The 17,192-nt window shown below is 63.1% G+C and carries 15 protein-coding genes; 4 read left to right on the top strand and 11 right to left on the bottom strand.

Features of this window, described 5'->3' with window-relative positions; genetic code table 11:
* Window positions 1-33: 33 nt before the first annotated feature.
* Window positions 34-630, top strand: a complete 597-nt coding sequence (locus tag QF015_RS00700; RefSeq protein WP_429386218.1) for a Vms1/Ankzf1 family peptidyl-tRNA hydrolase — start codon at window positions 34-36, stop codon at window positions 628-630.
* Here QF015_RS00700 and QF015_RS00695 read toward each other — a convergent pair.
* The 3 genes from QF015_RS00695 to hisS form a co-directional block, all read right to left on the bottom strand.
* A complete protein-coding gene (locus tag QF015_RS00695; RefSeq protein WP_429386217.1) occupies window positions 627-1,418 on the bottom strand; it encodes a GNAT family N-acetyltransferase in 792 nt (263 codons plus the stop codon). The two genes, QF015_RS00700 and QF015_RS00695, sit on opposite strands and share 4 nt — an antisense overlap.
* 69 nt (window positions 1,419-1,487) lie before the next feature.
* Window positions 1,488-3,281, bottom strand: a complete 1,794-nt coding sequence (aspS, locus tag QF015_RS00690; protein ID WP_310204412.1) for an aspartate--tRNA ligase — start codon at window positions 3,279-3,281, stop codon at window positions 1,488-1,490.
* A gap of 111 nt (window positions 3,282-3,392) precedes the next feature.
* A complete protein-coding gene (gene hisS / locus QF015_RS00685) occupies window positions 3,393-4,748 on the bottom strand; it encodes a histidine--tRNA ligase (RefSeq protein WP_429386215.1) in 1,356 nt (451 codons plus the stop codon).
* A gap of 207 nt (window positions 4,749-4,955) precedes the next feature.
* Between hisS and QF015_RS00680 the strand changes: the two genes are divergently transcribed.
* From QF015_RS00680 to QF015_RS00670, 3 genes are all read left to right on the top strand, one after another.
* On the top strand, window positions 4,956-5,750 hold the full coding sequence (locus QF015_RS00680) for a peptidylprolyl isomerase (protein ID WP_310204405.1): 795 nt from the start codon (window positions 4,956-4,958) through the stop codon (window positions 5,748-5,750).
* Between the two features lie 66 nt (window positions 5,751-5,816).
* Complete coding sequence (locus tag QF015_RS00675) at window positions 5,817-7,340, top strand: DUF349 domain-containing protein (RefSeq protein WP_310204402.1); 1,524 nt, start codon at window positions 5,817-5,819, stop codon at window positions 7,338-7,340.
* 101 nt (window positions 7,341-7,441) lie between these two features.
* A complete protein-coding gene (locus QF015_RS00670) occupies window positions 7,442-8,074 on the top strand; it encodes a hypothetical protein (RefSeq protein WP_310204399.1) in 633 nt (210 codons plus the stop codon).
* Here the strand turns inward: QF015_RS00670 and QF015_RS00665 are convergent, their stop codons facing one another.
* From QF015_RS00665 to QF015_RS00630, 8 genes are all read right to left on the bottom strand, one after another.
* A complete protein-coding gene (locus QF015_RS00665; RefSeq protein WP_310204396.1) occupies window positions 8,075-10,468 on the bottom strand; it encodes a RelA/SpoT family protein in 2,394 nt (797 codons plus the stop codon).
* A 162-nt stretch (window positions 10,469-10,630) separates the two neighbouring features.
* Complete coding sequence (gene secF, locus QF015_RS00660; protein ID WP_310204394.1) at window positions 10,631-11,620, bottom strand: protein translocase subunit SecF; 990 nt, start codon at window positions 11,618-11,620, stop codon at window positions 10,631-10,633.
* Entirely contained in the window at window positions 11,620-13,371 is a 1,752-nt protein-coding gene (gene secD, locus QF015_RS00655; protein WP_429386212.1) for a protein translocase subunit SecD, read from the bottom strand. Before secD ends, secF begins: the two co-directional genes overlap by 1 nt.
* 114 nt (window positions 13,372-13,485) lie before the next feature.
* Window positions 13,486-13,869 (bottom strand): preprotein translocase subunit YajC, encoded by a 384-nt coding sequence (yajC, locus tag QF015_RS00650; RefSeq protein WP_310204389.1) that lies wholly within the window; start codon window positions 13,867-13,869, stop codon window positions 13,486-13,488.
* Between the two features lie 145 nt (window positions 13,870-14,014).
* Complete coding sequence (ruvB, locus tag QF015_RS00645) at window positions 14,015-15,091, bottom strand: Holliday junction branch migration DNA helicase RuvB (RefSeq protein WP_310204386.1); 1,077 nt, start codon at window positions 15,089-15,091, stop codon at window positions 14,015-14,017.
* Window positions 15,084-15,731, bottom strand: coding sequence for a Holliday junction branch migration protein RuvA (gene ruvA, locus QF015_RS00640; RefSeq protein ID WP_429386209.1), 648 nt, complete (start codon window positions 15,729-15,731; stop codon window positions 15,084-15,086). The genes ruvB and ruvA overlap by 8 nt, the downstream gene beginning before the upstream one ends.
* 79 nt (window positions 15,732-15,810) lie before the next feature.
* Window positions 15,811-16,389, bottom strand: coding sequence for a crossover junction endodeoxyribonuclease RuvC (ruvC, locus tag QF015_RS00635; protein ID WP_310204379.1), 579 nt, complete (start codon window positions 16,387-16,389; stop codon window positions 15,811-15,813).
* Window positions 16,390-16,433: 44 nt separating this feature from the next.
* Window positions 16,434-17,189, bottom strand: a complete 756-nt coding sequence (locus QF015_RS00630; protein WP_310204374.1) for a YebC/PmpR family DNA-binding transcriptional regulator — start codon at window positions 17,187-17,189, stop codon at window positions 16,434-16,436.
* Between the last annotated feature and the right edge of the window lie 3 nt (window positions 17,190-17,192).

The following is a 17,192-nucleotide window of genomic DNA, read 5'->3' as shown; positions in this document are numbered from 1 at the left end:
CTACTCATAGTTCCAGCAAAGGAGGCATCGACCGTGGACCGACCAGCATCTTCCCCGCGCCGGCAGGCCAGCCGGACTGCCGTAGTGCCCGCCGGGAGGCTGCACGGTTGGGTGGACCGGTTCACTGCCAGTCATGGTCCGGTAGTGGAAGACCTCGACGACGGCGGCCTGCTCCTGCGGGCGGCCGACGGCACCACCGCACTGCTGAAATCACCGTGGCCGGCCGATGGACGTCCGGGCCGCGGAGCGACTGGGCTCGAACGGCTCGCCTCTTTGGCCGCCCAGGAACGCGGCCTCGGCATTGTGCTGGTACGCCGCGGCGGCTATGCCCTGGCCTCGGCCACCGGAACCACGATCCTCGCTTCGAAGAGCGGCAACCGCTTCATCGACGCCAAAACCACAGCGGAACACGCGGCCAGGATCTTTGCCGGACATCGCATCGAATACATCGTGTCCGGCGGCGACAGGACGCTGGTGGAGCAGGTCCTTGCGCAGCCGGCGGTGAAAGCCTTCACGGGCCGCACGCGCCTTGCGTTCCTTGGTGTCCAGGAGGTCAGGAGCGCCACCTTGCCCCACGCGGCAGCAGAGGCCTGTTCGTTGCGGATCACCGTAACGGAACCTGAAGGTTAGCAGCCGCTGGGTTGCCGCTTCAGGGGAGCCTGCCGGTAGAGGTAGCTGCCGTAGTCGGTAAACCCTGACTGCGTGTACAGGGATTGCGCGCCATGGTTGGCGGCAGTAACCAAGAGCCAGAACCCCTTGAGATCCAAGGCCGCGCCGGCCTTCACCAGCGCGGCCAGTACCGTGGCGCCGTGACCGCGCCTGCGGTGCGGAGCCGACGTCGCCATGCTGTAAATGCCGCCCCAACCGTCCACCAAGGCGAGACGTCCGACGGCGGCGGGGGCGCCGTCGTCGTCCCTCACCAAGGCGTACAGCGACGGGCAGCCGGTAAGGATCTTGTGCGCCACGGACAGTTCGGCATCACCGCCCCGGCCGTCGACGGCCCACCACAAGCGCAGCCATTCATCGGTGGGGTGGTCCAGGATTTCCACGTTCGCTGAACCGGACGGCACACCGTCCACGCCCCGGACCATGATCTTCGTTTCGGACTGCCGTGTGAACCGCTGCCGGTCCAGGACGTCATTGAGGGCAGCGTTGCGGGCATCATCGAACACCTGGAATATCAGCGGAAGCCGTCGGTGCCGGTACCAGTCGGAAGCGGAGCGGACCAGCCTCTCGAGGGCGCGGTCCGTGGTTGACACCCCGGACGTAGCGCCGGGCCACACGGAGTTCGCCCGCTGGGTGACGCCGCCTGAAGCACGGAGCACCCACTCCCCCGCACCGTCCTGTTCAAGAACTTCGCGTTCGAGCGCCGGCCAGGCCTTGTCCATGAGTGTTTCCAGGAGTGCTTGCTGAATCATGAGGGGATCCTTCTGTGGCTGGAACGCAAAAGGCCCCCCACCGGAGTGGGGAGCCTCTTGGTCACGTAGTTACTCGGACTTCGTTTCCGGCTTGGCCGCGGGCTTGGCCTCGGGCTTGAAGTCGACGCCGGCCTCTTTGCGCTGCTGCGCCGTGATCGGTGCAGGTGCCGCAGTCAGGGGGTCGTAGCCGTTGCCAGACTTCGGGAACGCAATAACGTCGCGGATGGACTCCACGCCGGCAAGCAAGGCGACAACACGGTCCCAGCCCAGGGCCATCCCGCCGTGCGGAGGTGCGCCGTACTTGAAGCCCTCCAGCAGGAAGCCGAACTTGGTTTCAGCGTCTTCCTTGTCCAGGCCCATGAGCTGGAAGACACGTTCCTGGACTTCGCGCTCGTGGATACGGATGGAACCGCCACCGATTTCGTTGCCGTTGCAGACGATGTCGTAGGCGTAGGAGAGTGCGTTCTCGGGATCCTTATCGAACGTGTCCAGGAACTCAGGCTTGGGCGAGGTGAACGCGTGGTGCACGGCCGTCCACTGGCCTCCACCGACAGCTACGTCGCCGGAAGCGACAGCCGCGGCGGCGGGCTCGAACATGGGGGCGTCCACGATCCACACAAACGCCCAGTCCTTGGGGTCGATCAGACCGGTACGGTGGCCGATTTCAACGCGGGCAGCACCGAGCAGGGCGCGGGCAGCCGACTTTTCGCCGGCCGCGAAGAAGATGCAGTCACCGGGCTTGGCGCCAACAGCATCGGCCAGGCCGGCACGCTCTTCTTCCGTGAGGTTCTTGGCCACGGGGCCGGCGAGCTCACCATCCTCCTTGAAGAGAACGTAGGCCAGGCCCTTGTGCCCGCGCTGCTTGGCGAATTCCTGCCAGCCGTCCAGGGTACGGCGGGGCTGGGAAGCGCCGCCGGGCATGACCACGGCGCCGACATACGGTGCCTTGAAGACGCCGAAGTTGGTGTCCTTGAAGAACTCGGTGAGCTCTGTCAGTTCCACGCCGAAACGCAGGTCCGGCTTGTCGGAGCCGTACTTGGCCATGGCATCCAGATACGTCATGCGGCGGATCGGGGTAGGGATCTCAACGTCGATCAACTGCCAGAGGGCTTTGACGATTGCTTCGCCGAGCTCGATCACGTCGTCCTGGTCAACGAAGCTGGCTTCGATGTCCAACTGCGTGAATTCCGGCTGCCGGTCCGCGCGGAAGTCTTCGTCACGGTAGCAGCGGGCAATCTGGTAGTACTTCTCAAAGCCGCCTACCTGCAGGAGCTGCTTGAAAAGCTGCGGCGACTGCGGCAGTGCGTACCAGGAACCCGGCGCCAGACGTGCCGGTACAACGAAGTCGCGGGCGCCCTCCGGCGTCGAACGCGTCAGCGTGGGAGTTTCGATTTCAACGTAGCCACGCTGGTGCAGCAGCTCGCGGGCCACCCGGTTTGCCTCCGAACGCAGGCGCATGTTGCGGGCGGGGCCGGGACGGCGGAGGTCCAGGTAGCGGTGCTTAAGCCGTGCTTCCTCGCCCACTTCAACGTGTTCGTCGATCTGGAACGGAAGCGGCTCGGAGGTGTTGAGGATGACTACCTTATCGGCAATAACCTCGATCTCGCCGGTCGCCAGGGCCGGGTTTTCGTTGCCTTCGGGACGCTTATTGACAGTACCCGTCACCTGCAGGACGTACTCGTTCCGCAGGCCATGGAAGACCTCTTCCTCACGGACAACCACCTGGGCGACACCGGAGGCGTCACGCAGGTCGACGAATGCAACGCCACCGTGATCACGGCGGCGGCCCACCCAGCCGGCCAGGGTAACGGTTTGTCCAATGTGCTCGGAGCGAAGAGATCCGAGGTCATGTGTGCGCAGCACAGCATTCCTTTCAGCATGAAATTTATGTGGACCACAGCAAAGGCGGTCCCGTCCGAGTTTACCCGCCCCGGCCGCGGCTCCCGCCCAACGGCGGAACAAGCGATGGAGGTATCAGGCAGTGGTCACGCGGACGTACAGGTCCTCTTCCGAGGGTGTCCACACCGCGGGGTCGGCATCCACCTGCTCGCCCGTGCGGATGTCCTTGACCTGGTGCTTGCCGTCGTCGTCGGTAAACCACACGAAGGGGATGCCACGGCGGTCAGCGAACTTAATCTGCTTGCCGAACTTCTCAGCCTTGGCCGCAACCTCGGTGGCGATGCCCCTCCCCCGCAGTTGGGCGGCGATATCCTGCGCCGCAGACCAGCTGTCGTCCGTGGTGAGGGCGACGAGTACCGCGGTCGGCACCGATCGCGAAGCAGTGGCCAGTTCCTGGCTGAGGATGCGCGAAACGAGTCGGGTGACGCCGATGGAAAGGCCGACGCCGGGGAACTTGCGGTTGCCCTTGCTGGCAAGGGCGTCGTAGCGGCCACCGGAGCAAATGGAACCAAGCTGTTCGTGGCCCACCAGGACGGTTTCGACGACGGTTCCGGTGTAGTAGTCCAAGCCACGGGCGATACTCAGGTCGGCGACCACCTTGCCCGGAGCACGCTGGACGACTGCCTCGATGACCTGCTCCAATTCGTTAAGGCCCTCTTCAAGAAGCTCGTCACTGACGCCAAGGGCGCGTACCTGCTGGACGAACGAGGTGTCTTCGGTGCGGATTCCAGCCAGCTTGAGGGCAAGGCCGGCTTGCTCTTCCGTCGCGCCGAGCTCGCTCTTCAACAGTTCGGCGACCCTACCGGCGCCAATTTTCTCCAGCTTGTCGATGCTGCGCAGGACCCCGGCAGTGTCCGAGAGGCCGATCCCGCGGTAGAAGCCTTCGGCCAGCTTCCGGTTGTTGATGCGGAGCCGGAAGTCAGGAATCGGCAGGGCACTGAGGGCCTCGGCAATGACCAGGGCGATCTCAACGTCGTAGCGGAACGGAAGCTCGCCATCGCCCACCACGTCGATGTCCGCCTGGGTGAACTCGCGGGCACGGCCTTCCTGCGGCCTCTCGCCGCGCCACACCTTCTGGATCTGGTAACGGCGGAACGGAAATGCCAGGTAACCGGCGTTTTCCACCACGTAGCGGGCAAATGGAACAGTGAGGTCGAAGTGCAGGGCCAAGGCATTGGGGTCAGCCTTGTCGGCCGGGTTCTGCTTCGCAGGGTCGCCCTCGTCGTCCTGGAGACGGCTCAGCCCGTAAACCTCTTTGTCGATCTCGCCCTTGCGGAGAAGCTGCCCCACGGTTTCAACCGCCCGTGTTTCGATGGAAGAGAACCCGTGCAACTCGAACGTCTTGCGAAGCGTATCCAGCACATGGAGCTCCACCAACCGCTCCTGGGGAAGCCACTCGGGGAATCCGGACAGGGAGGCGGTACGTGCCATGGTTGAAATGTCTCCTCGAAGAAAGCTGACGCTGGCCCTGGCACCGCAGCTTTAAACGCCCGTTCGGCGTTTACAGGGCGGGCGTCCAGCCGGTCATGCATAAACTATGTGCGGCAGCCAGTTTATGCTTTCCGCGCGTGCACATCTAATGCAGCATGCCCGGTTCCTGTCGGCAGCCTCGGAACGTGGACACAATCAGGAGGACTCTTGGCAACAAGGTCGCGGGATGACCGCGAAGCGAAACGGCGCATCAGGCAGATGGAAGCCAAGCGTGCCCTGCGGCAGGAACAGGGCAAGCGGCGTAAACGCGACAACACCATCGCCATCGGTGCCGGGGCGGCGGCAGTGGTCCTCGCCGTCGTGCTGCAATTGACGGTCTTCAGTTCGAATCCTACGGAGGCTGAGTTTGCCGCCGCGGAAGCCGGACTGAGTTCACCCTCTGCCTCGCCGGCAGCCTCCAATAGCCCTGATATTCCAAGCCCGGACACGGCCGCAGGAAAGTCGTTCGCCGGTGAGCTCTCGCTGAACGGCGGTGTGCTGGGCGTCGAGCTGAACGGCACCGCGGCCCCTCAGGCCGCCGCGGTCTTCAAGTCGCTGGCCGACGCCGGTTACTACAACGGGAAGACCTGCCACCGGCTGACGACCGGAGAAACGTTCGGTCTCCTGCAGTGCGGCGCCGCCTCCGACGACGGAGCGGACGACCCCGGATACCGGTGGGGTCCGTTGGAAAACACGCCCACCGACAACAAGTACCCGGCGGGAACCATAGCCGTTGCCCGCACCGGGAATGACGCATACGGTAACGGGCACCAGTTCTTCATCGTTTACAAGGACACCACGATTCCGGCCGATACAGCCGGCGGATACACCGTGGTGGGCAAGGTAACCAGCGGCCTGGACGTGGTGACCGCCGTTGCTGCCGCCGGCCTCAAAACCGGTGAAAGTACCAGCGACGGCGCCCCTGTGGCACCTGTCACGATAGACTCGTTTTCTCTGAAGTAACCAGCTCCAGGCCCCGGCCCGGGGTGCATTACCTTAGCAGTCCCTCCAAGCGAAAGACTTTTAGCGGTGACAGACAGTCAGAAATCCGACGAAACAGCAGTAGTGGCCAGCGAAGAGGCAGTCGAGGCCAACAGCCCAGGCAATGCCGAAACTCCCGTCGCGCCCGAACCTGCACAGGAACCAGCACCGGCACAAGAACCCGCGCCTGTTGAGGAGCCGGCAACGCCGGCCGCACCCCGCCCGGCACCGTCCGCAGCTCCATCCCCGGCGGCGTTCGCAGCCCGGCCCAAGGCTCCCGCCGCCGTCGTTCCTGCCGCCCCTGCGGTATCTGCCGCGTCGCTCGCCGAGGCAGCCAAATGGGGCCGTGCTGAAGGTGATGGCCACGTATTCCTGACGCTGGATGGCGAGGAACTTGCTGTTGGCCAGTACCCGGGCGTCACTCCCGACGAAGCCCTGGGCTACTTTGCCAGGAAGTTCGACGACATCATCGCCCAGGTTGTCCTGCTGGAACACCGTGTTGAATCCAAGGCTCCGGCCACGGACATGCAGAAGACCGTCACCCATCTCCGTGAGCAACTCGCGGAGCGCAACATGGTGGGCGATATCCGTTCCGCTGAAGCACGCCTGGACGCCCTCTCCACCCAGATCGTGGAGCTCGAAAAGTCCGAGAAGGCTGCCCACGACGCCGTACGCGCCAACGAACTCGCAGCACGCGAAGCGATCGTGGCCGAAGCAGAGTCCATTGCCGGGCAGGATCCCGCCCAAATCCAGTGGAAGACCTCCAGCGCCCGAATGAACGAGTTGTTCGAAACCTGGAAGGCGGCGCAGAAGAGCGGCGTTCGACTGGGCCGAAGCAACGAAGATGCTTTGTGGAAGCGGTTCCGTTCGGCACGCACGGTGTTCGACCGTCACCGCCGCGCCTACTTCTCGCAGCTGGACAGCAACAATTCCGCGGCCAAGTCTGCCAAGGAAGCGTTGATCGCCGAGGCCGAAGCACTCTCGTCGTCCACCGACTGGGGCTTCGCAGCCGGCGAATACCGCAGGCTGATGGACCAATGGAAGGCGACGCCCCGCGCCAGCCGCAAGGACGACGACGCCCTGTGGGGCCGTTTCCGCGCGGCACAGGACGTCTTCTTCAGCAACCGCCAGGCCGCCAACGACCAGATCGACCAGGAATACAGCGCCAACCTTGTGGTCAAGGAGCAACTGGTAGCCGAGGCACAGGCCCTGTTGCCCATCAATGACCTCAACGCAGCCAAGAAGGCCCTGCAGTCCATCCGGGACCGCTGGGAAGAAGCAGGCAAGGTCCCGCGCGGAGACATGGGTCGCATCGAGGCCGGCCTCCGCAAGGTTGAAGACGCCGTCAAGGAAGCCGAAGAAGAGAAGTGGCGCCGGAGCAACCCGGAGACCAAGGCACGGACCAACAGCGCCCTTTCGCAGCTCGAAACCGCCATCGCAGGTCTCAAGGATGACCTTGAGAAAGCGGAGAAGGCAGGCGACCAGCGGCGCATCAAGGCTGCCCGCGAAGCCCTGGAAGCCCGTCAGGCATGGCTGGACCAGATCCAGCGCTCAGCCAGCGACCTCGCCTAGCAGCTTCTGGAATCTGCAGTACCAACAGGCTCCGTTCCGGTTATCCACATAACCGGAGCGGAGCCTGTACTCGTTGACCGGCCGCGCGGAATGATCGATGAATGGATCCCGATGTCGCCGCCCCGCCCATTTCGGAACCGGTCATTCCGGAGCTCTACTCCCCCAACCGCATCTTTAGCTGGAATGAACTCCAGTGCATGGCCTTTGATGGCATCCTGCTGCCGCTGTACGGGAAGAGTTATGCCTCACCGGGCATCGCAGTCACCCATCGCCTCAGGGCCCGCGCAGCAGCCCTCACCGTCCCGGAACGGATCCGAACCAAGGTGGTCGCCGGACGGCTCACTGCCGCGTGGATCTACGGCTGCGCCAACCCGCCCGATCACCTGTCACTCCTGGTTGATGCAAAGCACCGCATTTCGAGCCTGCGCGGCAGCACGCCCTGCAGCCTCCACGAGGTCCGGCTCGGTCAGATGGACGTCGTGAGCCTGGGCGGGATGTTGGTGAGCAGCCCACTCCGCACCGCGGCAGACATCGCTTTGCACGTCGAAAGCGACCGCGCCCTGCCTACCCTGCGGCGCCTCCTGGACAAAGAGGACCTGGGCATAAGACTCCGGCTCCTCACCTTGGCCGTGGAGGCGGCGCCCCGGGTACCGCACAAGCGGCGTGCGTTGGCCACCCTGGCCCTGCTGGCCGACCCTGTGCGGCCAGCCGACGCAGGGACAGGTGGTGCCTGACTAGCTGCGGCGCCTGTTACCGGTGGTTCGGTAGACGTCAAAGACGCCATCGATGCGGCGGACGGCATTCAGAACGTGGTGCAGGTACTTGGGATCGCCCATCTCGAACGCGAACTTCGAGATCGCCACCCTGTCGCTGGATGTGTGGACGGAAGCCGCGAGGATGTTGACGTGGTTCTCGGACAAAATACGGGTCACGTCGGACAACAGGGACTTGCGGTCCAGGGCCTCCACCTGGATCTCCACCAGGAAGACACTCGACTGGGTAGGAGCCCATTCCACGTCAACGATTCTGTCCGGCTGGTCGCGCAGCCCGGAGACGTTGGTGCAGTCGGTCCTGTGCACAGAGACTCCCGATCCGCGGGTGACGAAACCAAGGATGGGGTCCGGCGGCACGGGGGTACAGCATCGGGCAAGCTTGACCCAGACGTCACCCACGCCGCGGACGATGACGCCGGAGTCGGAGAACTTGGATTTGGCAACCTGCGTGGGAATGCTGACTTCGTCGAGGTCTTCATCCGGCGTTTCATGGCCGCCCAGGTGCTCGACGAGTTTTTCCATCACTGACTGGGCAGAGGTATGCCCATCGCCGACGCCGGCATAGAGCCCGGAAATGTCGACGTAGTGGAAGTCTTCGGCCACCGCTGACAAGGCGTCATGGGTCATCAGGCGCTGCAGGGGAAGGTTCTGCTTCCGCATGGCCCGCGTCAGCATGTCCTTGCCGCGGTCGATCGCTTCTTCGCGGCGTTCCTTGGTGAACCACTGACGGATCTTGTTCCGTGCCCGGGCAGACTTGACGAAGTGCTGCCAGTCCTGGCTGGGACCGGCGCCTTCCGCTTTGGAGGTGAAGATTTCCACCCAGTCGCCGTGGTTCAGTTCACTGTTAAGCGGGACCAGCTTGCCGTTGACGCGGGCGCCGATGGTCCGGTGCCCTACTTCGGTGTGGACGGCATAGGCGAAGTCGACCGGAGTTGAACCGGCTGGAAGTGCCATGACTTCACCCTTGGGGGTAAAGACGAACACTTCGCGTGCATTGATTTCATACCGCAGGGAGTCCAGGAACTCGCCGGGATCGGATGTTTCCTGCTGCCAGTCCACCAGGGACCGCAGCCAACCCATGTCGCCGTCGCGCGGGCTGCCGGGGCCCTGCGCTGTCCGGTTTGGCTGGTCCTTGTACTTCCAGTGCGCTGCTACACCGTACTCAGCCCGGCGGTGCATTTCGTGGGTACGGATCTGGATCTCCACGGGCTTGCCGCCGGGACCGATCACCGTGGTGTGCAGCGATTGGTACATGTTGAACTTGGGCATGGCGATGTAGTCCTTGAACCGTCCCGGAAGGGGGTTCCATCGCGAATGCAGCGTACCCAGGGCTGCGTAACAGTCCCGGACCGAATCCACCAGGACGCGCACGCCCATGAGGTCGTTGATGTCGTCGAAGTCCTTGTCCCGGACGATCATCTTTTGGTAAATGGAGTAGTAGTGCTTGGGCCGGCCAGTAATGGTCGCTTTGATCCGCGCCGTACGCAGGTCGTCGGCTATCTGGTTACGGATGACACTGAGGCTCTTCTCGCGCTCCGGTGTACGGTCGCCCACCATGCGGACGATTTCCTCGTAGACCTTCGGGTACAGGGCGGCGAAGGACAGGTCTTCGAGTTCCCATTTGATGGTGTTCATGCCCAGGCGGTGTGCCAGCGGCGCGAAGATTTCCAGTGTTTCGCGGGCTTTACGTGAGGAGGACTCCGCCGAGACGAAACGCCACGTGCGTGCATTGTGCAAGCGGTCGGCCAACTTGATCATCAGGACGCGGATGTCCTTGGCCATGGCCACAACCATCTTGCGGACTGTTTCCGATTGCGCGGCTTCACCAAAGCTGACCTTGTCCAGCTTGGTCACGCCATCCACCAGCATGGCAACCTCGGGGCCAAAATCGCGGGTCAGGTCGGCCAGGGTGTACGGGGTGTCCTCCACCGTGTCGTGAAGCAACGCTGCAGCCAACGTGGTGCCCGTCATGCCAAGCTCAGCCAGGATGGTGGCGACGGCCACCGGGTGGGTGATGTAGGGATCACCGCTCTTGCGCTTTTGGCCTTGGTGGCTTCGCTCGGCAACGGCGAATGCCCGCTGGATCAAGTCAAAGTCTTCTTTGGGGTTGTTCGCCCGAACAGTCCGGAGCAGCGGCTCAAGGATCGGTGAGTACGGAGCGACGCCGCGGCCCGTGAGGCGGGCCAACCGTGAACGCGTACGCTCCCGTCGCCCAGGGAAAGTGGGACGCACGCCTGGGGTATCGACCGGAACCGTTCCCGATGTCCGTCCAGCCACGCTCGTTGCCGGAACAGCCACAGCCTTGTGGCCGTCTTCCCCGCCCGCCGGTGGTGCCGACGTCGCACGTTCTTCCACAGAAGTACCCCTCACAACCGATTTAATTCTCCCAGTCTATTCCCGCAAGTGAATGCTTCTGCAACTGGGCAGCACATGACGATCGGGCCGGCAAGTCAAAGAACCGGCACCCGCACTGGCGCGGGTGCCGGTTCCTGATCAAACAACGGCGTTGAAACAGCCCTAAACGGTGGCTTCAGCCCTGCGGTGGGCTACCTTCTTGGCTTGCTTCACGAGCTCCGGCTCCCCTTGGCGCAACCAGGCGTAGAGCGGAGCGGCAATGAAGATCGTGGCCGCCGTACCGATGAGGATGCCCACGAACAAAGCCAACGACAGGTCGCGGAGGGTGCCAGCGCCCAGGAGTCCTGCACCGATGAAGAGGATTGCTGCCACCGGCAACACGGCCACCATCATGGTGTTGATGGAGCGCACCAGGGTCTGGTTGACAGCCAGGTTGACCTCCTCACCAAACGTGCGGCGGGTGGAGGTGGAAATGTCCGAGGTGTTTTCGCGGATCTTGTCGAACACCACCACGGTGTCGTACAGCGAGTAGCTAAGGACTGTCAGGAAGCCAATAATGGCCGACGGCGTAACTTCGAAGTTGCTCAGTGCGTAAACGCCCGCCGTGGTGAACATGGTGACGAGCATGCCGACCAACGCAGACAACGACATTTTCCAGGTCCTGAAGTACAGGGCCATGAGGATGGCAGCCAAGGCAACGAAGACAACCAGGCCGATGAGTGCCTGCCTGGTGACATCCTGCCCCCAGGTGGGTCCCACGAAGTTGGAGGTCACTTCGTTTTCGGTCACGCCGTAAGCGCTGGTCAGGCCGTCCTTGATGCGGTTGGTTTCGTCATCGGTCAACTGATCGGTTTGGATCCGCATGGTGTTGCCGGCAACGTTGGCCACCCGCGGGATGGCATCAGGGACGACGTCGTGCACGGCCTTTTCGCCGAGGCTCGCGTCCGTGGTGCTGACGTTGGACACCGTGAATTCCGAGCCGCCACGGAACTCGATGCCCAGGTTGAAGCCGCCCTTGGCAACCGGAATCAGGATGGAGAGGGCCACTGCAACGGCCGCAATGATGAACCAGATCTTCTTCGAATTGACGAAGTTGTATGAGCGTTTGCCCGTGTAGAGCTCATGGCCAAAGGTTGCGAAGCTCGTAGTCATTACTTCTCCTCCTTGGTGGCCTTGGAGGAACCAGTCAGCTGGCCCTTCTCGGCGAGGCGCCGTTCGGCGATGGTCATGCGTCGTTCCGCTTCGGCGGCTGCACCGCTGTTACGCGGACGCACCGGCGTGGGCTTGTCCTCGGGCGACCGGAGCCTTCCTGCACCCCGGTAGAGGGGCATAGCGCCCAGACGGTCCGGCGAGAGGCCGGAGAACCGGTGTCCTTCGCCGAAGAACTTGGTGCGGGCCAGCACCTGGAGCATGGGGTGAGTGAACATGAACACCACCAGGAGGTCGGCCAGGGCCGTCAGGCCGAGGGTGAACGCGAAACCGCGGACGTTGCCGACTGCGACAAAGTACAGGACCAGTGCCGCCAAAAGGTTGACCGCCTTGGAGGCCAGCACAGTGCGCTTTGCGCGCTTCCAGCCGTTCTCGACGGCGGACACCAGTCCGCGTCCCTCGCGCAGCTCATCACGGATGCGTTCGAAGTAGACGATGAACGAGTCCGCGGTCTGGCCGATGGCCACGATCAGGCCTGCCACGCCGGCAAGCGAGAGACGGTAGTTCTCCGTCCATCCGAGGATGGCAATCGCGAGGTAGGTCAGGACACCGGCAACTACCAGTGATGCGATGGTAACGAAACCCAGGGCGCGGTATTGGAAGAGTGAGTAGACAACAACCAGTAACAGGCCGATGATGCCTGCCAACAAACCGAGGCGAAGCTGGTCGCCACCAAGCGTTGCAGAGATCTGCTCCTGCGACTGGATCTCGAAGCTGATGGGCAGCGCACCAAAGCGAAGCTGATCGGACAGGGCCTTGGCGGACGCCTGGGTAAAGTTACCGGTGATCTGGGGCTTGCCGTCGGTGATAACTGCAAGGGATCGTGGCGCGGAAATGACTTTGTCGTCCAGGACGATGGCGAACTGGGACTTGGGATCGTCGGTTCCCTGCGCCTGCGCCGCCACATAGAACTGGTTAAGGCGCTCGGTGACTGCCTTGAACTTGGCGGTTGCTTCACCGTTGAAGACGATGTTTACGCCCCAGGAGTTTGTCACCGACCCCTGTGCTCCCTGGACCTGGGAGTAGGAGGACGAGGCGATATCCTGCCCCTTGACTTCAACCGGGCCAAGAATGTACTTGACGGCGGGAGTCTGTGCAGTTGCTGCCTCGCAGGTGACAAGGGGTTTGGCCGGATCGGAACGGTCCCGCTTCTCAGTGGATGGATTGACGCAGTCCAGTGCCTCAAATTCCTTGACGATGTCCGCTGTCACCCAGTTGATGTCGCTGGCATTCGCAGGCTCCGCAGTGGGCTTGGGCAACTGGTCATCGGGGGTCCGGGATTCAACCGGGATGGCGGCAGGGTCAGCTGCAGCAATCACCGGCCGGAAGTTCATGTCGGCTGAGGCCTGGATCAGGTCACGCGTTTCCTTGGACGGTGTCCCCGGGAGGCTGACCACCACGTTGCGGCCGGACTGCGTGCTGATCTCGGCTTCTGCAACGCCGGAGCCATCAACACGCTGGCGGATGATGGCAACTGCCTGGTTGAGCTGCTCTTCATTGATCTCGCTGGATCCCTCTACCCTGGGTGCCAGGATCATCTGGGTTCCGCCTTCGAGGTCCAAGGCAAGCTTGGGGGCCCAACTGGCGTGGCCAGTCAGAACTCCGCCAGCCAGGACAGCGGTGAGTACAACGAATATTGCTCCAAGCCAGGTCAGCACCCTGCGGGCTGAATTTTTGGGGCCGGTCCGTGCCATTATCGATCTTCCTGTTATCGCCGGACAGCCGCCGGCCGACGCTGGTAAGCGTCTGCCGGCGGCTCTCCGCTGCCGTAGAAGTTGCCTTGCGCGGGGGTGCCGCGACTGACGATCCTAGTTGTCCTTCTTGTCCTCTTTGTTGAGGCGCGCAATGGTTTCTTCCGGCGTCTCAACGACGGCAGGAGCTTCGGTACCCGCGACTGTCAAGGAAGAAGCGTCATCCGGAACAACAGGGGCTTCTTCGGCCGGCGTTTCGACTACCTTGGTGACGGCCTGGCGGTGAACCGTGGCCTGGTTACCCGGGGACAGTTCGATGACGACCTTGTTCTCGGCTTCGTCGATGGAGACGATGCGGCCAAAGAGACCGAAGCTGGTCATGACGTCGACGCCCGGAGCGAACTTGGACTGCATCTCAGCCTGCTGCTGCTGGGTCTTCTTGTTGCGGCGGAACATCATGAAGACAAAGAGTCCAAGCATGACGAACAGCAATATGGTCATTGGATCCACAGGGAAGTTCCGTTCTGTACTTACGTTTTGGTTCACGGCAACGTCCCTGGCGTATCCGCGATGCGGGCGCATGGATCAAGGACTCGAACGTGCCGAGCGTCATACCAGTCTAGAGGGAAAAGCTGAACACGGCGTGTTAACCGATGGTATCTACGCTTTCGGCGTGGTTTTCGTCTTCGTCGAAGAGTGCCAGGGTCTCCTGGCCGAAGACTCCGGCTGGCACGGCATAGCCGAGGTGGGTCCATGCTGATGCCATGGCGATGCGGCCACGCGGCGTGCGCCCCAGAAGTCCTTCACGCACCAGGAACGGCTCAGCCACGGTCTCCACCGTCTCCGGTTCTTCCCCGACGGCGATCGCCAACGTGGACAGGCCCACGGGACCGCCATTGAACTTGGTGATCAGGGCTTCCAGCACAGAACGGTCCAGGCGGTCCAGTCCCCGCGCATCCACTTCATACATATCCAAAGCCGCCGAGGCGGATCTGGCGTCGATTTGCTCGATACCGTGAACCAAGGCCCAGTCACGGACGCGGCGAAGGAGGCGGTTCGCGATACGAGGAGTGCCACGGGACCTGCCGGCAATTTCCGTGAACCCCGCCGAGTTCACCTTCAGGTCCAGAAGTCCGGCAGAGCGTCGAAGAACGAGTTCCAGCTCAGCAACCGAGTAGAACTCCAGATGCCCGGTAAAGCCGAAGCGGTCACGTAGCGGTCCTGGCAAGAGGCCGGCCCGGGTGGTAGCCCCTACCAAGGTGAACGGGGGCAGCTCCAGCGGTATGGCGGTAGCACCTGCCCCCTTGCCCACCACGATGTCCACACGGAAGTCCTCCATCGCCATATAGAGCATTTCCTCGGCCGGCCGGGACATCCTGTGGATCTCGTCGAGGAACAGAACCTCCCCTTCCGACAACGAAGAAAGGATGGCGGCGAGGTCACCGGCGTGCTGGATGGCCGGGCCACTGCTGATCCGCAGTGGCGCGTTCATCTCGGCGGCGATGATCATGGCCAGGGTGGTCTTGCCGAGCCCGGGAGGGCCCGACATCAGCACGTGGTCAGCGCTGCGGCCACGCATGCGCGAAGCCTCCAGCACGAGGGCGAGTTGCTTGCGGACGCGGTGCTGGCCGACGAAGTCGTGGAGGTTCTTGGGGCGGAGCGCAGCCTCGATGACCCGCTCTTCCGGCTCTTCTCCCCCGGCGACGAGTGACTGCTCAGCCACGGCTGCCTACGCGGTTGCCGGCACGGGCGCCGTCCTGGCCGAGCCAGCGAAGGGTGGCGCGCAGAATCTGGGCAACATTTCCTGCATCCACCAGTTCGGGTGAATCCGCCATGGCCTTGTCGATGCTTCCGGTAGCGTCCTTCTCGGACCATCCCAGGCTGGTCATTGCGGCGACAACCTGCGGCTTCCACTCGGCATTGGTGGCGACCGCCGCAGCATTGGCTGCCGGGCCGGTGCCATGCGGTACCAGCTTGCCGGCGAGTTCCAGGACAATCCGGCCGGCAACCTTGGGCCCAATGCCCGGGACCTTGGTGAAAGCCTTGCCGTCACCGGTGTGTGCTGCCACCCGGATTGCTTCGGGCTCGTGCACGGCCAGGACGGCCAGCGCCAGCCGTGGCCCTACCCCGCTGACACTGAGCAGGACATCGAAGACTTCCCGTTCGTCGTCGCCAGCAAAACCGAACAACGTCAGCGAATCTTCCCTGACGATCATGGAGGTGAAGAGCTTGGCTTCGGTTCCAACTTTGAGGTGGCTCAGGGTCTGCGGAGTCGCGAAGACGCTCATGCCTGCGCCGTTGAGGTCGATGACGGCGGTGGACAACCCCACGTGGGCAACGGTTCCACGAAGAAAACTGATCAAGACCCGGCTCCTGAATTATTACGGCCCAAGTGGACTATCCGAACATATCTACGAATACCCTAGCAAGGACGGCCGGCAATCACCGTGCGCGGCGCGCTTTTGCTTCGGCTTCAGCCCAGGCCTTCTGCGCGGGGGTGAGTGAAGCAGCCCCCGAACCGCCACCGGCTGCGCCCATTCCGCTCCCTGCACGCCAGGCATGGGTCAGGGCCAGCGCCAGGGCGTCAGCCGCATCCGCAGGTTTGGGCGGAGCGTCGAGGCGCAGGATCTTCGTCACGAGCTTGGTGACGGCATCCTTGTTCGCCGTACCGCTGCCCGTCACTGCGGCTTTGACCTCGGACGGTGTGTGGAGGGCAACGGGAATTCCACGGCGGGCCGCCGCTGCAATCACCACGCCCGAGGCCTGGGCCACACCCATCACCGTGCTGACATTCATCTGGGAGAAGACCCGTTCGACGGCGACAACGTCCGGCTCGTGCCGGTCGAGCCACAAATCTATTGCCTCCGCGATCACCAGAAGCCTCTTGTCCAGGGTCAGATCAGCGGAGGTACCAACCACCCCGACGGCCACCATGGTGGCCCGGCGGTTCCGCTCGATGTCCACCACGCCGATGCCGCAACGGGTAAGGCCCGGATCGACTCCCAATACGCGAAGAGTCAAGTCCGGGCCTTCCTGATTGATGTGGAAATTGTGAACTGCCCTGCCTATTCGGCGTCGAGGGCAGCTTGCACTTCCTCGCTGAAGTCCGCATTGCTGTAGACGTTCTGGACGTCGTCCAGGTCTTCCAGCGCGTCAACGAGCTTCATGAACTTCTTGGCACCGTCAATATCCAGTTCCACCTGCATGGACGGCACGAACTCGGCTTCATCGGTTTCGTAGTCGATGCCGGCATCCTTAAGGGCGTCGCGGATGGCCTGGAGGTCGGAAGGCTCGGAATGGATCTCCCAGTTCTCGCCGCTGTCCTTGACTTCCTCGGCTCCGGCTTCAAGGACTGCCATCAGGATGTCGTCTTCGCTGAGGCCGTTCTTCGGCAGGACCACGACACCCTTGCGGGCGAAGAGATAGCTGACCGAACCGGGATCGGCGATGGTGCCACCGTTGCGCGAGATAGCGAGGCGAACCTCTGACGCAGCACGGTTCTTGTTGTCGGTCAGACATTCGATCAACAGCGCCGAGCCCTGCGGGCCGCGGGCCTCATACATGATTTCGGTGTAGTCCACGACCTCACCGGTGAGCCCTGCACCACGCTTGATGGCGCGGTCGATGTTGTCGTTGGGAACCGATGTCTTCTTGGCCTTGGTGACGGCGAGTTCCAAGCCCGGGTTGCCGGCGAGGTCGGGACCGCCCATGCGGGCAGCAACTTCGATGTTCTTGATCAGTTTCGCGAACGACTTTGCACGCCTGCTATCAATGATGGCTTTCTTGTGCTTGGTGGTCGCCCATTTGGAGTGGCCTGACATGCT

This window comes from Paenarthrobacter sp. TE4293 (genome assembly GCF_050435325.1).
GTDB lineage: Bacteria > Actinomycetota > Actinomycetes > Actinomycetales > Micrococcaceae > Arthrobacter > Arthrobacter nitroguajacolicus_C.
This window is presented reverse-complemented; position numbering and strand designations above follow the sequence as displayed.

Bases quoted from the DNA above. Each gene is read 5' to 3' on its own strand.
- QF015_RS00695 (WP_429386217.1), bottom strand. From the start codon at position 1,418: ATGATTCAGCAAGCACTCCTGGAAACACTCATGGACAAGGCCTGGCCG.
- hisS (WP_429386215.1), bottom strand. From the start codon at position 4,748: ATGGCACGTACCGCCTCCCTGTCCGGATTCCCCGAGTGGCTTCCCCAG.
- QF015_RS00670 (WP_310204399.1), top strand. From the start codon at position 7,442: ATGGATCCCGATGTCGCCGCCCCGCCCATTTCGGAACCGGTCATTCCG.
- secF (WP_310204394.1), bottom strand. From the start codon at position 11,620: ATGACTACGAGCTTCGCAACCTTTGGCCATGAGCTCTACACGGGCAAA.
- secD (WP_429386212.1), bottom strand. From the start codon at position 13,371: ATGGCACGGACCGGCCCCAAAAATTCAGCCCGCAGGGTGCTGACCTGG.
- yajC (WP_310204389.1), bottom strand. From the start codon at position 13,869: ATGACCATATTGCTGTTCGTCATGCTTGGACTCTTTGTCTTCATGATG.
- QF015_RS00630 (WP_310204374.1), bottom strand. From the start codon at position 17,189: ATGTCAGGCCACTCCAAATGGGCGACCACCAAGCACAAGAAAGCCATC.